Annotated in this window: 8 protein-coding genes, 1 tRNA gene and 1 rRNA gene; 4 read left to right on the top strand and 6 right to left on the bottom strand. The window is 63.3% G+C overall.

Annotation, left to right across the window (positions count from 1 at the left end; all coding sequences use genetic code 11):
• Positions 1-202 precede the first annotated feature (202 nt).
• Together rrf and NKJ58_RS16620 are read left to right on the top strand one after the other, a co-directional pair.
• Positions 203-317 (top strand): 5S ribosomal RNA (gene rrf, locus NKJ58_RS16625).
• A gap of 257 nt (positions 318-574) precedes the next feature.
• Positions 575-651 (top strand) — tRNA-Met (locus tag NKJ58_RS16620).
• A gap of 319 nt (positions 652-970) precedes the next feature.
• On the opposite strand, the gene NKJ58_RS16615 is transcribed toward NKJ58_RS16620, so the two are convergent.
• Positions 971-1,765, bottom strand: a complete 795-nt coding sequence (locus tag NKJ58_RS16615; RefSeq protein WP_023685704.1) for a SapC family protein — start codon at positions 1,763-1,765, stop codon at positions 971-973.
• A gap of 238 nt (positions 1,766-2,003) precedes the next feature.
• Between NKJ58_RS16615 and NKJ58_RS16610 the strand changes: the two genes are divergently transcribed.
• Both NKJ58_RS16610 and NKJ58_RS16605 read left to right on the top strand, forming a co-directional pair.
• Positions 2,004-2,273: a DUF6916 family protein gene (locus NKJ58_RS16610; protein WP_023672960.1), complete on the top strand. Its 270-nt coding sequence runs from the start codon at positions 2,004-2,006 to the stop codon at positions 2,271-2,273.
• 72 nt (positions 2,274-2,345) lie between these two features.
• Positions 2,346-2,924 (top strand): 2OG-Fe(II) oxygenase, encoded by a 579-nt coding sequence (locus NKJ58_RS16605; protein ID WP_023733650.1) that lies wholly within the window; start codon positions 2,346-2,348, stop codon positions 2,922-2,924.
• A gap of 15 nt (positions 2,925-2,939) precedes the next feature.
• Here NKJ58_RS16605 and NKJ58_RS16600 read toward each other — a convergent pair whose 3' ends face one another.
• The 5 genes from NKJ58_RS16600 to NKJ58_RS16580 all read right to left on the bottom strand — a co-directional run bounded on the left by NKJ58_RS16600 (position 2,940) and on the right by NKJ58_RS16580 (position 17,389).
• Positions 2,940-3,467 (bottom strand): GNAT family N-acetyltransferase, encoded by a 528-nt coding sequence (locus NKJ58_RS16600; RefSeq protein WP_352812205.1) that lies wholly within the window; start codon positions 3,465-3,467, stop codon positions 2,940-2,942.
• A 10-nt stretch (positions 3,468-3,477) separates the two neighbouring features.
• A complete protein-coding gene (locus NKJ58_RS16595; protein ID WP_352812207.1) occupies positions 3,478-4,005 on the bottom strand; it encodes a phage tail protein in 528 nt (175 codons plus the stop codon).
• Between the two features lie 9 nt (positions 4,006-4,014).
• Positions 4,015-4,536, bottom strand: a complete 522-nt coding sequence (locus NKJ58_RS16590) for a phage tail protein (RefSeq protein ID WP_023672956.1) — start codon at positions 4,534-4,536, stop codon at positions 4,015-4,017.
• 12 nt (positions 4,537-4,548) lie between these two features.
• A complete protein-coding gene (locus tag NKJ58_RS16585) occupies positions 4,549-5,055 on the bottom strand; it encodes a phage tail protein (protein ID WP_352853474.1) in 507 nt (168 codons plus the stop codon).
• 118 nt (positions 5,056-5,173) lie between these two features.
• A complete protein-coding gene (locus tag NKJ58_RS16580; RefSeq protein WP_352853472.1) occupies positions 5,174-17,389 on the bottom strand; it encodes a hypothetical protein in 12,216 nt (4,071 codons plus the stop codon).
• Positions 17,390-17,560 lie beyond the last annotated feature (171 nt).

Raw genomic sequence — 17,560 nt, 5'->3', positions numbered from 1 at the left:
TTCTCATTCCTTATGCTCATCGTGAAACACGATGATCTGACCAGCGCTCACGCATGAGCGGCCCTTACAGGGCCTATGCTCCGCGAGGGCGCCGGTAGACCGGCGACGCGCAGTCGCGCTTGCGGATTTTGTCCGTTAGCTAGACACAAACGTCGCCTTGGCACGAAAAAACAGCTTCTCGATATAACGTGCGTTTTGCCGACCTGGTGGTTATGGCGGAGCGGCTGCACCCGATCCCATTCCGAACTCGGCCGTGAAACGCTCCAGCGCTGATGGTACTTCGTCTCAAGACGCGGGAGAGTAGGTCGCTGCCAGGTCTGCAAAACGCACGTTGAACTCTCATCCGCAAACCGGATGAAACTGAATCTTCTCTCTACGAAAAGGCCCGCCAAGGGATCACGGGCCGCGCAAGCGGCCCTTTCATTTGGTCAGCCATATACCTATCTGTAAGCCATCCTGTTCATAGGCCCAGGCTTACGTCCAGATAAGCAAGCAAACGCTTGCTTCAGATCCGGAGCAGGCAAGAGCTTGCCCTGGAGAGTCCGGAGCAAGCAAGAGCTTGCCCTGGAGGTGACGCGGGGTGGAGCAGCCCGGTAGCTCGTCAGGCTCATAACCTGAAGGTCACAGGTTCAAATCCTGTCCCCGCAACCAACAAAAAAAGCCCGCTTCACGCGGGCTTTTTGCGTTCGGACCGTGATCGATGGCCGCGACCGGCTATTCAACGATCGAGGAGGGCAGCAAGGCTGGCGTGCTCGACTTTATTGACAGGTCCGCGAACCGGGGGGTGATGCCGCCTCGGCGCATTTCGGCGAGAGCTACACGTCGAGCATTGGGAGTTCGCCAGCCCGTCATGGCAAGCGATCTGCACGACAACAGCATGATTCGAGCGGCGGAGAGATCGTCGTACGAAGGCGCGAACCGTTGATTTAAACAACCCGCGCCTTGCCGAAGCTTTTCGTCGCGGGCCGCGTCAGCCAGCTCGCCGCAATGACGCCTGGAAGACCAGCGAGGTCCAGCTGTTGCTCGAGGCGAGATGGCAATAGAGCAGCGCAAGCGCGCCGGATTTCCTGAGATCGAGAAACGCCTCGTCGCTCAATTTGTTGAAGGCCGGCTCGTCGATCACCTGAAAGTCGGTGAGGTTGAGGGTCTCGCCGCCCTCCAGCGTCACCTTGCTCTGCCGCGGCGCGAACAGGCCGTGCGCGTCGATCTTGTCGATCATGGCGCGAGTCGCATTGAAGTCGGTCTGGAACTGGCTGCAGAAGGCGAGCGCCTGCTTCGAGGCCTCGGCCGGCTCGTTGCCGTCGAAGAAGGGCGCGATCTCGTCGCTGTCCTTGGACGAAGGCATCTGCTCGACGACGCGTTCGCTGGCACGGTCGATGCACAAGGTCAGGCGGCCGGTCGTTTTCGATTCATCGGCGAGGATGAAGGGGTAACGGCGGACATAGGCGGGAATGTAATGCGGCTCCGCCCATTTGCCGTCGGCGCCTACGAACAGGTTCTGGTCCTGGCGCAGACCGGTGATGATGACAGGCGCCTTGGCGTCGCCAATGAAAACGATCGGATAGGAGCGCATCGCCGCCGGCATTTCCGATGCGACGACGGGGATGGCGTGCGCGGTGCGGGCAAAGGAGAAATCGGCCCGCGCCGTAAGGCCGAGTGAGCCGTGCCGCAGCGGATTGAGCGCCTCGGGTTTTTTGTAGAACAGCGGCAGCGCGTTGGTCGCGGTGCTTCCGGCCGGGGCCGTGTCTGTTTTCGCGTCAGTCATCCCTAGTGTTCTCCTCTTATACCATTCCGGTTTAGGCCAGTGGCTGCCGGTGCGCAACGCGTTGACGGCTGCTTCACCCTACGTGGCCAAGATAAATCTATCTGTTTGTTTGATCGTGCTCTTTTGTACTTCTGGAGATCGAGCTCTATAGACAGCACGCCATGAAGCGGCGAGATTGGCTGACGGGATAGACATCTCAAGAGAGCCGTCTGAAAGACAGACGAACCAGGGCAGGCGCATGGCATCGCTTTCGGATTTCGAGCAGGGGCAGAGCTTTTCCGTCGAAGCCGGCGGTCAGACGCTCACGATGGAACTGAGCGCGGTGCAGCCCATTGCCAACAGCCCGCGCGACGGCGGTGGCTTCACGCTGCTGTTCAGGGGGCCGCGCGACGCGGCGCTGCCGCAGGCTATCTATCGGTTCAACGGCAAAAGCGGCGCCCATGAGATCTTCATCGTGCCGATCGCTGCCGATGAGGCAGGGCGGCTTTACGAGGCGGTATTCAACTGATTTTTTTCGACCGGATCGGCCACGGGGACGCTCCGGCCATCAGGGCGATTTGGCAGCGCGGCGGCTCGACATATGATCGACTATATCGAGATTGCGGACGTATTTGACGGAGCGGCGTGTAGCGCACTGTGCGCGGAAATTCGGGCGGCCGTGGGCCGTCCGGCCGGCCTGCTGGGGCGTGCCGACCAGAAGATGGCATGGCCGGAGATCCGAAAGACCGTGCGCGCCGATGTTTCGCAGGCCACTGAAGAGCGAGTGAGTGCCCTGTTGGCGCAGCAGAAGGCGGCTCTGGAGCGGCATTTCGGGCTGCTGCTCGGCCAGGTCGAGAAACCTCAGTTCCTTCACTATCGGCAAGGCGATTTCTTTGTGCCGCACCAGGATGGCAACACGCCGCTCATTCACGACGAGTCGCGGTTCCGAAAGATCTCGGCGGTGATCTTTCTCAACCGTCAATCGGACAACCCTTCGCCAAAAAGCTATGCAGGCGGCTCGCTGGTCCTGCATGGGCCTTACAGCGGCCCGGGCCTGCGCGTTGCCATGCCCGCGTTGCCGGGCTCTCTCGTCGCCTTTCGTTCGGAAACGACGCATGAAGTCACCCCGGTCACGCGCAACGAACGTTTCACCATCGTCTCCTGGTATCGCGGCACGTGACGACCGGCACGGCCCTTACGGCGAACGGATCATCAGGTCGTAGACGCCCTTGTCCTCGGCAACGGTGAAGCCGAGGCGTTTGTAGAGCCGCCGCGCTGGATTGTTCTTCTCGACATGGATCGAGACCGACTTGCCGACGGCGGCGGCCTCATCGATGAGATCGGCGAGCAACGCACCGCCAGAACCCTTGCCGCGATGCGCCGGCAGGAAGGCGATATCTATGATGCAATGCTCGCTCGCCGAGCGCTCGATATACAGGCGACCGATATCTTGCCTTGCCTGCTCGATCACCAGCCAGTCGGCGTTGGGATAGTATTTCTGGTAATGCGCGTGCTGCGCTTGAAACTGCATGTCGAGGAACGCCGTTTTCTGCGCGTCGCTCCACGGCGTGACGGCAAGTTCTTCGGCGCGGGTCGAGGCGTAGAGCGCCGACATGAACGGCAGATCGGCGTCCGCCATCGGGCGGAACGTCAGATCAATCCGCGCCGCGCGCACCCAGCAAAATATAACAGGCCCGTTGTCCACAATCGGAAGCTGGATCATGGAGTGGCGCTTACGGACGCGCCGGATAAACGCCTTGCATGGCAATGATGAACATCATCGCCAGATAGGGAGGCAGGTTGTTGTGAGGCAACGTACTGCCCGTCATGCTCAGTGCCTGGGGGTCCATCTGGACCAGATTTTGCGAAGTGTTGTTCTGATACAGCGTTCCGCCCCCCGACTTCCCCAGAACAACCGCATCGGTAAGAGTTCCCTGGGCGCCACTCTCGGTGGATATCGCGACAAAATGATTATGTTGCGGCATGTCCGTTTGCAGAAGGGTGATGGACGTTTCGCCACCCGTCTCGCCGAGAAACCGCTCCGACAAGCCATTGCCCTGTCCTTGCCCCATGGGCGCGGAGCCAGCCATATTCGGCAACGCGAAGGTCGACTTGCCGTCGCCGCCGTAAACTGTGCCCAGCAGCGAAAACAGCGCCGTATTCTGCGAGATTGGCAGGAGCTGGCCATCGCAGGTCGCCCACCCCGTCGGGGCGAAATCTCCGGCAAAAATTCGAATTTCGGCGACGAACGGATTGGTCATGGCAAGTCTCTAGCTTTGCTGGGGGAAGATGCCAAATAGCGAGATGATGAAACTGACGGCGAGGAACGGCACCATATTGTCGTGAGGCTGGCTGCCGCCGGCCGGCGAAATGGCTCCGGCGGCCATGTTGCCATCAGGTGCGATACCCACATAAGGCGTCAGCAGGCTCGATGTCGCCAGGACACCGCCGGACGGACCCGGATTCTTGGCGATATTCGACGAACCGGTCCAGGTATGGGAATGGTTCGGCATTTGTTGGGTTGAAACAGTGACGGATTCGACCCCGCCCAGTTCTCCGATGATATAGGTCTGGCTGACCAGCGGGCCCTTGCCAGCATGGACGGGGATGCGGGATGCGAGGTTGGGCAGGGCGAATGTTTCCTCCCCGTCGCCGCCATAGGTCGTACCGATCAGATTGAACAAGGTTTCGTTCTCGGAGATCGGCATCAACTGGCCTTGGCAGAACGCCCAGCCATTCGGAGGGAAATTGCCACCGAACATCCTGATCTCGCCGACAAAAGGTTGGCTCATCGAAGCGTCCTCTTAATTTCGCGACGGGAATATGCCTTGCAGGGCAATGATGAAAGTCAAGACGAGATAGGGCGATCTGTTCTCATGCGGCTGGCCGCCACCGACGAAAGTGATGTTTTCCTTCGCCATAGCCACCGCGCTGCCAGGCGGCTGATAGATCGGGCTGGCGTTCGCCCCCAACAGCGCGCCGGATGGATTGTTGACGTTGCCGGCAGTGTTCGATGCGTTGACGAAATGGTTGTGTGTCGGCATTTCGCCGAGCGTGAGCGTGTGAAACTCTTCGCCGCCCTGGCCGCCGACAATTGCACCAATAGGGCCGCCCGTATGAACCGGCGCACGTCCCCTCATATCCGGAAGGGCAAAATTTGTCTGGCCGTTGCCGCCGTACCTGGTGCCAAGAAGTGAGAACAATGGCTGGTTCTGGTTAAGCGGCAACAACTGGCCGTTACAAAATGCCCAGCCGCGCGGTGCATAGTTCCAGGAAATGATCTTGACTTCACCTAAATAAGGCTCACTCATCCCCGTTCCCTCCGTTGGCGGCTTACTGTCTGAATTCTTGTATTATGCCTAAGTAAGACAACAAGTCGATATCAGATTCATAAAATATATTTCCTAGGACGAAATCCAAGGTTGCTGACTACGGTGTCGCGGCAGGCAGCAGTGGCAGCGGCTGGTTGAAGAACGTCCGGGTGTCCGTCAGTGCCGTTGCCCCGCCATTGACGGTTTCGATACCGGCCTCGCTCGCCTGCGGTACGTTGATCGTGCCGTCGGCGCCGCCGAGGCCGTCCGCGAGGAAGCGGATGGCATTGGCGTTGTTGACGTTGGTGATGGTGTTGGCATGAACGTCGGCATTGATTATAGCGCCGGCAAATGTGGCGGTGACCGTGATGCCGCGGCTGTCGGCAATGTCGCGAATGGTGTTGTTGGTGACCGTCGCGTGCACGGTGCCCGGCTGCACGAGCTGCGTGATCGAGACGCTGTCGCCACCGCTTATGCCGTTGACGCCGATGCTCTGGATAATGTTGTTGTCGATCAGCACCTTGGCGACGCCGAGGCTTTCATGCCCAACCCTGATGCCGTTGCCGGTTCGCGATCCCGAGGTTGCTACGCCTTGCGTACCGATGACGTTGTTGGCGATTATGCCGTCAAGCGTCCGTGCGAGGTCGCCGCTGCTGAACACGTTGATGGCCGTCGAGTCGCTGTTGGTGACGGTGTTGTTCCGGACGGTGAAATTCAGATTGCCGCCCGTGCCGGCGCCGGAATTGCTGCTCTGGGTGAGGTTGATGCCGTTGTTCAGATTGTTGAATAGATTTCCCGTGGTCTCGCCAATGTGAGCGTTGACGGTGCCGTCATTGGCAATGACGAACAGACCGGTTCCAGGGATGACTCCCGGTCCAGGATAGGCGTTGTTGCCGGTGAAGGTTGCGCCGTCGACTGTCAGCGTCATCGTCGGCGCGCCGGCGACACCGGCGCCGTCCGCCTCGAAGATGAAGTCGCTGCCGGCATTGTTTGAGGCGCCGTTGTTCGAGAACGTACCGCCGCTCACCACAAGGTTCGTCAACGTGCCGCCGGAATTGATGACTTGCACATTGTGGGTGAAAGAGTTCGAGACAGTAAGGTTGGTGAACGTGGTGACGTGCGAGGCGTTGCCGGTAAGTTCGTTGAACAGGATTCCGGACTCGGTGTTGGCATCGGCATTGCTGTTCAGGGTCAGACCGTTGAGCACCACGCCGTTGACCCGCAGCCCCTTTATGCCGTTGCCCGCATTGTCGCTGATGATCATGTTGCTCAGGCTGACATCCTGAGTGTCGGTCAGGCTGACGCCATCGCCGGTCGAGTTCTGGATCGTGCCGCCGCTGCCCCCCGTCGCGCCGGTGCCGGTCACCACCAGATTGCCGCTGGTGCCGGTGTTGTTGAGCACGATGCCGTTGGCTGCACCATTGGACGCAATGCTCCTGAACGTCACGTCGCCGGCGCCGATCGTCGTGTTGGCGACATTAAGCGCCGTGCCCGTGCCGGACGCGATACTGTTGCCGGTTCCCTGCACCGTCACCGTGCCGCCGCCCGTGGCATTGAAGCCGGCGGCGCCGGTGGTGTTGATGACCAGCCCGCCATTGATGAAGTCTATCGTCGCGCCGGTGTTGTCGGTCAGGTTCACAGCAATGGCCGACCCGGAGGTGATCGACTTCGATGTGCCGGAGAAGGTGATGATGCCGGCAGCGTTGTCATCCAGCTGGATGCCGTTCACGCCCGCCACATTGTGAGAGATGTTGCCTGACAGCGTGATGTTGCCGGCGGCCGCGGCGCGATCCTGGATGTTGATGGCCTGGCCGGTGCCGCTGGTGATGGTGCCGGCATAGGTGAAGGCCGCCGTGCCGCCGCTGTTGGCGGTGCCTAGGCCATCGCCGATCCGGATCACGGCGCTTGTTCCGCCCACCAGCGCGCCGGTGCCGAGGTCGATCGCTCCCGAACCGGTGACGGTATCGAGGATGACGGCGCTGGTGCCGCCGGCGCCTTTGTTTGTGGAAGCGAAGGTCACGCCGCCCGCCGCGATAGCAACGCTGTCAAGGTTGACCGCGACGCCGCTGCCGGTCGAAATCGTGTTGCCCGAGCCGATAACGGTCACGGTGCCAGTACCGTTGCTCGTGGCGTTGAAGCCGGTGCCGGAGGTGGTGGTGATGGCCAGGCCGCCGCCGGTGAAGTTGACCGCGGTGTTGGTGTTCGCCGTCAGGTCGACGGCATTGTTGGCTCCGGTGGTCAGTATCTTGCTGGCGCCGGAGAAGTTGATCGTGCCGCCGGTGTTGGCGTTGACGAGGATGCCGTTGGCCACGCCGCCGGTGGCGCTGAGAGTGCCCGACAATGTCGTGGTGCCGGCGGTGCGGGTGAAGATGCTGACGACGTTTCCGGCCGTGGTCTTGGTGACCGAGCCGGCATAGCTGACATTGGCCGAGCCGCCGGTGACCAGGAAGGCCGCGCCGGTCGCGCCGCCGAGCGCACCGGAGCCGAGGCTGACAGTGCCGGCGCCGGTGACATTGGTCAGCGACACGTTGTTGGTGCCGCCGGTCGAATTGGTCGAGGTGAAATTGATGCCGGTGGTGGTGGCGATGCCGTTGAGGTTGACCGCCTGCGCGGAAGTGGAGCTCACCTTGCCGGTCGTCACATTGACCGTGCCGCCATTGACGGCGCTGAATCCGGTGGTGCCGTTGGTGACGATGTCGAGGTTTGCGAAGCTGACGGTCGAGGCCGTGGCGCCGTTGTTGATTGCGACTGCGGTGCCGGTCATCGGCGTCGTGGTGCCGAGATCGACCGTACCGGTGAAGCTCACCGTATTGGCCGCCGTCGCGCCGGAAATGCTGATGCCGCTCGCAGCGCCGTTGGCGATCACCGAGCCGGCGAAGGTGAAGCTGCCGCCAGCGCGGGTCGAGATCGTGGCCGCCGCGCCCGACGTGCTGATGATGGAGCTAGCGCCGTCGAAGCTGATCACCGCGTTGCCGCCGGTCACCGAAAGGCCGCTGCCGCCCGATATATCGACATTGGTACCGGCAATCGTGCCGCCAGCGCCCGACGCGCCGCCGAAGGCGATGCCGGTGCCGGTCGCTGCGGTGGTGATGTTGACGTTGGTCAGCGTCGTCGTGCCGACGGTGTTGTCGAGCCTGAAGGCAATGCCGGTGGCGCCGGTGCTGGTGACGTTGGTGATGGTGCTGTTGGGCGCGTTCAGCCACACATCGCTGGCGTTGCCGGAGAAGGTAACGTTGTTGATCGTCGTGCTGTTTGACGGCGTGATCTCGATACCCTGCGTGGCAAAATTGCTGATAGTCATGTTGCTGATGACAGTATTCGCACCGCCACCATTGTCCTTGATGCCGCGCGCCGCGCCCGCCGGGCTGCCATCGAGGATGAAACCGTCGATGATATTGCCGCTCGCGCCGAGCGTGATGACATTGTTGCCGGCACTCGTGGTCAGCGTCGCGGCGCCGTTGGGCGTCTGGTCGATGATCGAGATGTTGTTGCTGGCGAGCTGGATGGTGGAGGGCACCGTCAGCGCCAGGTTGATGTTGCCGTTGCCGAAGCCGCGCACCTGCTCGCCGATGGCGAGCGCCAGCGTATCGTTGCCATTGCTGCCTGCCGCGGTGATGACGCCGCCATCGTTGACGAGGACGAGAATGTCCGTCGAGACTGCTGCCGCTTCGGCGGTGGTCAGCGTCGCCAGATTGTTCTGGTCGCGGCCGCTGCCGTCGCCGGCCGCGGAAGCGCCGACGAAATAGACCTTGCCGACACCGAAGCCCAAGCCCGGGGTCGACTGGAAGTTCACGTCCTGGAAGTTGTAGGTGCCGGCAACCGGCGCACTGGAGGCGTCGATGCCTACATTGGCGCCGATGGTCGAGAGCTGGTCGGTCGCCGATTCGCCGTCGCCATAGGTGAAAGCGAGGTTGGTGGCGCTGTTGAGGAACACGCCGGTGTTGACCCCGGCTATGCTCGAACTGGCGCCGCCGACCACGGCATCACCGAGGCGCACCGTCTGGCCGCCGATGGCGCCGCGCAGGTCGACGGCGATCGAGGTGCCGGCGGCGGCGGCATTGGTGACATCGAAGTCATTGGCCGTCACCGCCGCATTGATGGTGGCACCGTTGAGGTCGAAGGCCACGCCCGTGGTGCTGTTCAGGCCGATGTCGAGATCGTTGAAGGACAGCGCCGCGCCAAGCGTGCCGGAAACATCGACACCACGCGTGGTGATGCCTTGCAGGTTGACCGTGCCGAGAATGATGGCGCCGCCGCCGGACGAGGCGATATTGGTCAGCGAGATGCCGGTTGCGGCGGCAGTGGCCGAAACACTGTCGAAATTCATGCCCGCAGCGCCAATCGTACCGCCATTGAGGTTCAACGCGGTGCCGCCGGCCGTCGTGGTGATGCTGTTGTCGCTGAGGAGCGCGCCGACGCTGACCATGCCACCGCCGCTGGCGTTGAAGCCGGTGCCGGAGGTGGTGGTAATCACCAGGCCACCCGTATCGAAGTTGATCGTCGCGCCGGTGTTGGTCGTCAAGTCGACCGCCGTATTGGCGCCAGTGGTCAGCGTCTTCGTGCCACCGCTGAGAGTGATGGTCCCGCCGGAGTTGCCGTGGACATAAACACCATTGTCGAAACCGCCGGTGGCGCTGAGCGCGCCGGACAGTGTGACCGTGCCGCCGGTGACGCCGGAGATGTCGACGATCTTGCCGGCGGTGGTCTTGGTGACCGTGCCGCCATAGCTGACGGTCGCAGCACCGCCATTGAGCAGGAATGCGACGCCCGAAGCGCCGCTCAATGCGCCGGATCCGAGGCTGACTGTTCCGGTGACATTGGCCAGGCCAACATTGTTGGTGCCGCCGCCCGACGAGGTCGAGTCGAGCGCAATGCTGGCGGTGACGTTGATGAGGTTGATCGCCTGGCCGAGGGTCGAGTTTACCGTCTCGGCACCGCCGGTGGCGGTGATGCCCATCGTGCCGCCGGTGCCCACGATGGCCGTGCCGGAGGTGGTGTCGATGGTCACACCGCCGGTGAAGCTTGTCGTGCCGCCGCTCTGCGACAGGCCGACGCCGCTCGTCGTATCGATGTTGGCGAGGCCGGTGACGTTGACCGTGCCTGATACCACATGGATGCCGCCGCCGGCCGTGGCGGTGTTGTTGACCGTCACCGCGCCGAAGGTGAACGTGCCGGTGTTGGCGCCGGTGCCGTCTATGCCGAAGCTGCTGGTGCCGGTGATGCTGGTCGCGCCGGAGACATTCACCGCCCCGGTGACGCCGTTGAGGATGATGCCGCTTGTGCCGCCGCTCGAGGTGATGCTGTCGAAATTGACGCCGCCGGCGCCGAGTGTGCCTTGCAGCGATAGCGCTGTCTGGCCCGTAGCGTTGATCGTCGTCGAGCCGGCATTCGCGACGGTCAGGACATTCAGCCCCGAGAGGCTGAGGCCAGTGGCGAGGGACGTCGTGATGTCGAGGCCGCCATTGAAATTGACGGCGCCGCCGGCGGTGCCGCCCGAAATCGAGACGCCATTGCCGCCGGTGATGGCCACCTGGTCGGTGAAGGTCACCGCGCCGCCGGTGCGGTTGGCGATGTTGATGCCGCCACCGGTCAGCGTTCCGGCCGGCCCGCCATTGGGCAGGAAGCCGCGCGACACCGAGATGGTGCTGGTGCCGCCATTGACGTCGAGCAGCGTGCCGGCAAGGTTGATGTTGTTGTTGATGACCGACAGACTGCCATTGAGGCCGGTAACCTGGATGGCGGTCTGGCCCGCCGCGACATTCGAGATCGTCACGCCTTCGATGGTGATGCCGCTGGCATTGCTGAAGCCGGCCGCGCTCTGGTCGATCAGGAAGGCGGCACCGGCCGCGCTGCTGAAGTCGAATGCGGTGTGGCGCACGGCATTGTCGCCGAGCAGCTGCATCAAGTTGGCCGTCCCGCTGACGACGGCCTCGTCGCCGGTGATGTTGCCGCCGGTGGCGCCAAGAGCACCTTGGACGTTGGCCGGCTGGATCGTGCCGGTCGAAACCACATTGCTGTTGCCGAAGCCGGTGATCGTCTGGCCGGAATCGAGCGTGAAGGCGGTGGCGCCGAGATTGATCGTGCCGACGAAGGCGAAGTTCTGCGCGCCTGTCAGCGCATCGGCGGCGGCGAGCGAAATGGTGTTGACGCCCATGCTGAGATTGCCGGTCGTGCCGGCGGCGATGAAGCCGCCCGACTGCGAGACCAGCGTGACCGAACCGGGCGCGGTGGCGAGGTTGGCGCTGCCGGTGAAGAACACGTCGTCGAAATCGTAGTTGCCCGATATCGGGTCGAGGCCGACGGTGTCGACGGTGTAGCCGCCAACGGCCGCGGTGATGAAGGATTCCAGGCCGTCGGTCGAATCGCCGTCGCCGAAGGTGAAGGTGGCATTGGCTGAAGTCGCCGTGGTGCCGCCGGACGACAGTTCGACGCCGACGCCGACATTGTCGATCTTGGAACCCTGCAGGAAGGTGATGACCTTGTTGCCCGTGGTCGACGACAGGTCGATGCCGCGCGAGGTCAGGTCGCCCAGGCCGGTGATCGTCGTCAGGCCGAAATCGGCCGTCGTCGAGGAGCCGCTGAAGTCGATGCCGGTCTGGTTGGCGCCGACATCGTCGATGGTAGTCGTGCCGAAGCTGACATCGTTGTTGGTGCCGGCGAAGTTGATGCCGGCAGTGCCGCTCGTGGTGCCCAGCGTGACCTGGGTCGTGCCGAAGGTCACCGGGCCGGCATTGCCGACAATGTTGATGCCGATGCCGCCGGCGCCCGTCACGGTCACCGCCCCGAAGGTTGCCGATGCGGTGCTCGCGACACCGGAGACGGACAGGCCGGTGCCCAAGGCATTGGTGATCGATAGCGGGGTGGTAACATTCAACGTTGCGGTGCCGATCATGCCACCGACCACCGCGCCGCCGCCACCGCTCGCCGACAGGGTCGGGCCGGTGAAGCTGAACGCACCGCCTGCCGGGGGCAATGTCGAGCCGATGGCGAACAGATTTCCGGTGCCGGTCGACGTGACGCTGCCGCTGAACTGGGCCGAGCCGCCGATGGTGCCGTCGATCTTGACCGCCGTGCCTGGTGCTGTTGCCGAGCTGGAGATGTTGGCCGAGACCGTGATCGCGGCGCTGCCGCCAAAAACCACGACGCCGTTGCCGGTGCCGGAATTGGTGATGGTGCCGCCGATGTTGATCGTGCCGGTGTTGTTGGTCAGGCTGACGTCGTCGCCCGAAACCAGCGTCGTCACCAGATTGTTGACATTGACCGTCGCGGCGCTGCCTTGCACCACGAAGCCGGGGCCACCGCCAACAACCGTGTCGATCGTCGTCGTGCCATTGAAGGTAACGGCGTTGGCCACGTTGGTGAGGCGGATGGCGTCGCCAGTGACGCGATTGATGTCGACAGCGCCGAAGGTGACGCTGCCGCCGCTGGTGTTTTCGATGAGGATGCCGGTCTGCACGGCGCCGCCTGAGCCGTCGACGGTGACGCTGTCGAAAATGACGCCGCCTGCGCCGATGGTCAAACCGCCGGCGCCACCGAGATGGATGCCGTTTTCGACAGGGCCGAGCCCAGATGCGGTCGTGTTAGTGCCGGTGACGGTGAGCGTGCCGCCATTGATGGCGCTGAAGGCAAGGCCGCCGTCGGTGGTGAGGTCGAGCCCGCCGGTGAAATTGATCGTGCCGCCGGCATTGCCGGTCAGGTCGATGGCGTTGGCCGCGCCGGTGCTGGCGGTGATTTGGCCGGCGAAGGTGGCCGAGCCGCCGGTCATGCCGCTGATGATGACCGCGCTCGCGGCACTCGTCTGATTGATGGTGCCGTTGTAGGTGAGGTTAGGCGTTGCTCCAAGAATGCTGAGCGCCGTGCCCGTCGTGCCGGCGATCGAACTCGCATTGTCGAAGGTCAGCGTGCCCGTGGAACCGCCCGTGACGCTGACGCCGATACCGGCGCCGGTGATGTCCAAATTGTTGAAGGTGCCGGTGCCGCCGAAGTTGCTGGCCAGCAGGCCAGTGCCGCTGACGCCGCCCATCGTCGTGTTGGTGATGTTGATCGCACCCGTTGCGCCGGTCAGGTCGATGCCGGTTACGGCGCTGCTGATCGTCACCCCGGTGATGGTGGCCGCGTTTACATTCGATCCGTTGATCGCCGAGCCCGAACCCGCATTGCTGACGCTGAGGTCGGCGACGCGGTTGCCGTTGGCGAGATCGATGGTGCTGCCGGCCGAGTTGTTGAGGGTGGCGGCGCCATTGCCGAACGGATCGACCTGGGTGCCCGAAGTAACCACCTCGGCGCCGGTGACGTTGGCCGGCGGCCCGACGAGAGCGACGGTGTTGCCGTTGGCGAAGGAGACGATCTGCTGGCCGTCGGCAAGCGTGAAGCCGTCGGCATCGGTGTTGATAGTTCCAGCGCCGCTGTTGACAAGGACGAAGATGGTGTTGGCGTCGGTCGTCAGACCGTCGGCGGCGTCGGCGTTGATAAGGTCGCCAACGCTCGCGCCGGAGCCGGTCCCGGTGTTTGCTGCGCCGACGAAGATGACGTTGGCAGTGTCGAACAGCTGCGGGCCGACCAAATGGGTGGCATTGAAAGCATAGGTGCCGTTGCCGGCCAGCAGGCCGCGCATGTCGAGCGAGGCGGTGGTCCCGGTGATCGATGCGCCGCCGGCGGCATCGAACGAGAAGGTGGTGTTGGCGCTGGTCCCGGCCGCGCCGTGCGTGCCCATCTGGACGCCGGTGCCGGCGGAAATGACGCCGGTGCCGATCGTCACCGAGCCGCCGGTGGTGCCGGAAAGGTCGATGCCGGTCGAAGTGCCGGCGCCGGTGATGTCGAGCGAGGTGGCGGTGAAGGTCGACTGGCTGCCCGACAGGTCGAGCCCGGTCTTGCCGGGCGGCAGGCCGGTGATGTCGATGTTGGCGAAGCTGATCGTGCCGTTCGTACCGAAAATGTCGATCGCGTTTTGGCCCGGCTGGTCGATCGCGACATCGCCGAAAGTGATGGCACCGGAATTGGCAGCCAGTATGATACCAGAGCCAGAAGGAGCGGTGACCGTGACATTGCCGCCAAAGCCTACCGTTGCCGAGCTATTCTGGATGACAATGCCGTTTGCGACGTTCGAAATCGTCGTCGAGCCGGAGATATCGAAGCTGCCGGTGACGTTCGTGAGGCCGACACCGGTCCCGCCACTAATCTGGTTGAGGCTGGTCAGCGTGACATCGAGCCCAATCTGGGATGCGCTGAATCCGTTGCCGCCATTGCCGGAGATCGTTCCGCCAGTGGTCGTCAGCTTGCCGGCGCCCGTCGATTTGGCGTCGACGCCACTGCCGCCATTGACCTTGGCGTCAAGCGTCTCGAAGCCGTAGGTACCGTTGCCGTTGATCAACAGGCCGTCGGTGCCGTTGTTCGACAGCGTCGTCGTGCCGTTGAACGAATAGGTTCCGTCGCCCTGGATCGACAAGCCGGCGCCGCCATTGTTGGTCGAGCTGAGGTTGGTGGCGGTAACGGTATTGGTGCCGTCGAACAGCAAGCCGTTCAGGTCGGCGCCGCTGACGGCCAGGCCCGTCATTGTGACATTGCTGACGGCGCTGCCGTGAACCGCGTTGCCGCCACCGGTATTGGACAGGTTGAAGTCGAGCAGCGAGGTATTGTTGGCGAGCGTCACCGTGTCGCCGGCACCGCTATTGGTCAGCGTGGCTGCGCCGCCGGCGTCGGAGACGGTGCTGCTGTGCACGACATTGTCGCCCGTCACATTGATCGGGATGCCGCCGAGCGAGAACGTGCGGCCGTTGCCGAACGAAGCCAGCGTCTGGCCGGCGCTCAGCGAGAAGGCGTCCGCATCGTCTATGTCCGTGCCGCGATTGACCAGCACGAAGATCGCGGTGCCGTCGGTATTGGCATCGGCCGTCGCGACCGTCGCCAGATCGAGCAGCGAGGATCCGGTGCCCGAACCGGTCGCGGTCGCGCCGACGAAAATCACATTCTGCTGGTCGAACAGCTGCGGGCCGCTGAAGGTCGTCGAGCCGAAAGCATAGAGCCCGAGCGTCTGGTTGAGCCCCCGCGCGTCGAGGGAGGCGGTGATGCCGGCAATCGAGCCGCCACCGAAACTGAATTGGGCATTGGCCGAATTGGCCGGCGAGCCGGAAATGCCGAAGCGCACGCCGGTGTCGACATTGGCGATCGCGCCGCCATCGGTGATGACGATCGTAGCCCCGCCCGCGCTCGGGGAAGACAGATCGATGCCGATCGAGCCGGCGGCGCCTGTGCCAGTGATGTTGAGCGACTGCGCGGTGAAATTCGTCTGGCTGCCGGAGAAATCGAGGCCGACGCCGGAGCCGAGGCCAGCAATGACGATGTTGCCGGCAATTATTGATGTGTTGGCGCCCGCAAACACCATGCCGTCGGTGCCGGGATTGGTGATGTCGATGTCGCCGAAGCGGATCGCGGCCGGCGAATCCGTGATCGCGATGGCCGGTCCGGTCGTGTTCGAGATCGTCGTCGCGCCGTTGACGGTGAAGCTGCCCGAAAGATTCTCGAGCACGACGCCCGATGCGCCGCCGGTCTGGGTGATCGAATCCAGCACGATATGGGCGGTGATCGGATCGATGAAGACACCGACCCCGTCGTCGCCGAGCGCCTTGTTGCCCGACACCTGGCCGCCGTTGATGGTGATCGAGCCGGCGACCCCGGTGCCCTTCACGGTAATGCCGGCATCGTTGTTGTCGAGCGCGTTGAGGGTGGCGAAAGTGTAGGTGCCGTGGCCGGTTATATCCAGGCCGTCGTCGCCGTTGCCCTGCAGCAGCGTCGTGCCGGTGAAGTTATAGGTGCCGTCGCCTTCGATATGCAGTCCGTCGAGGCCGTTGCCGGTCGCGGTGAAGTTCGAACCATTGACGCCGGTCGAGGTGCCGGTGAAGTCGGCGCCGTGGCCGCCGGTGCCGGTGACCGTGACGTTGGTCAGCGTGGCGCCGGCGATGTTGTTGCCGAAGATGCCGTCCTTGCCGCCGGTGATGATGATGCCGCTCAGCGTGTTGCCATTGGCGAGCGTCAGGACGTTGTTGGCGGGGTTGGTGCCCTGGAGGGTGCCGTTGGAGCCGCCGAAATTGTAGGTGCCGATGCTGCCGTCGACGAGCCGCGCCTGGACGCCCCCGCCACCGCCGATGACGGTCTGGCCGTTGGCGAGCGTCACACCGGCTGTCGTAATGTTGCCCTTGCCGCCGAGCGCGACGACGACGCCGTTCGCGCCGGCGCCGGCGACCGCATTGTCGAGCGTGGTCGGGTCGCCGATCGTGCCGAGGCCGAGCGCGTCGTTGTCACCATCGGCAAAGAAGAACTGGCCGAATGCCGTGTTGGTGGCGGCATTGATCGCCACCCGCGTCGACGTGCCGGTAACTTTGTCCTGGCTCTCGATGCGAACGCCGATATCGCCACGCACGCGCTCGTTAACGCGTTTGCGCAGGCCGGGGCTGACCGGATAGACCGGCTCGGCGCCGTCATCGGCCGAAGACGAGCCCTTGTCGAAAGCGTTGAGCGGCACCGTCAGCCGGATGCTGCCGGCGAACTGGGTGTCATCGCGGTTGTCGTTGCGCACCTCGCCGGTGAAGGTCAGCGACGTGCCTTTGCCGATGACGTCGCCGATGGAATATTCCAGGCCGGCCTTGGCGCCGGTGATGCTGCCGTCGTCGCCGTCGGGATCGCCGAAATGGTAGGCGCCGACATCGAAACGCAGTGAATGGTTCTCGGGCAGGTTGAGCGGCACCTGAACGCCGACCTCGCCCTCGATGCCCCAGGCCGCGTAATCGCGGTGGGCGATGGCCGATATCTGCTCGATCAGCTGATGACCGACCAGCGACAGGCTCGACTCTTGCCCGGCCGTGCTGCGGTCGCCGCTGATCGGCAGATAGACGTTTACGTGCGCATCGTATTTTGAGGTGATGGCCTCGAGGCCGAGCGTCGAGGCGACGAACTGGTGACTGTCGTGGTTCTGGATGTTGAGATAGGCGTAGCCGCCGATCATCAGATCCGGATTGACGATGCGGCGAACGCCGAGGGCGACGTCCTGGCCGAAGCCGTCGTCGAAATCGTATTTCGAGCGCACATCGAGAAAGAGAACGGATTCGAGGTTCTGCTTCAGCGGCAGGAAACCCTCGATCGCCGTGTTGCCGCCATTGTTGTTGGCGCCGATGATGGCGCGGACCTGCGGCTGCCACAGTCCGGTGTCGCCGGCATGGGCGGCTATGCCGGAAAGGGCAAGTGCCAGAGTGGACAGCGCAGTCGTCTTCCAGAGATGTCTGGAAAAACCTGACCGGCGATACTTGGTATTCGCCCGGAACCTTCTTCCGTGCGTCGCCATGTCATTGATCTGCCGAGTTTTCTCGGTCGTCTCCATCCCTTGCGAACCCCGACGAGTACACGCTCCGTCGATAATACTATCCGAATCCCAGTGTATAGCGAGCATCGATCGTTTGCTTTACACATACAAGATTTCAAAGTTGTTTATTGTGGTAATCCAGCAACAGTAATT

Source organism: Mesorhizobium sp. M0139, assembly GCF_040322455.1.
Classification (GTDB): Bacteria; Pseudomonadota; Alphaproteobacteria; order Rhizobiales; family Rhizobiaceae; genus Mesorhizobium.
Note: the sequence above shows the minus strand (reverse complement) of the source record. Positions and strands in the feature narration are given on the sequence as shown.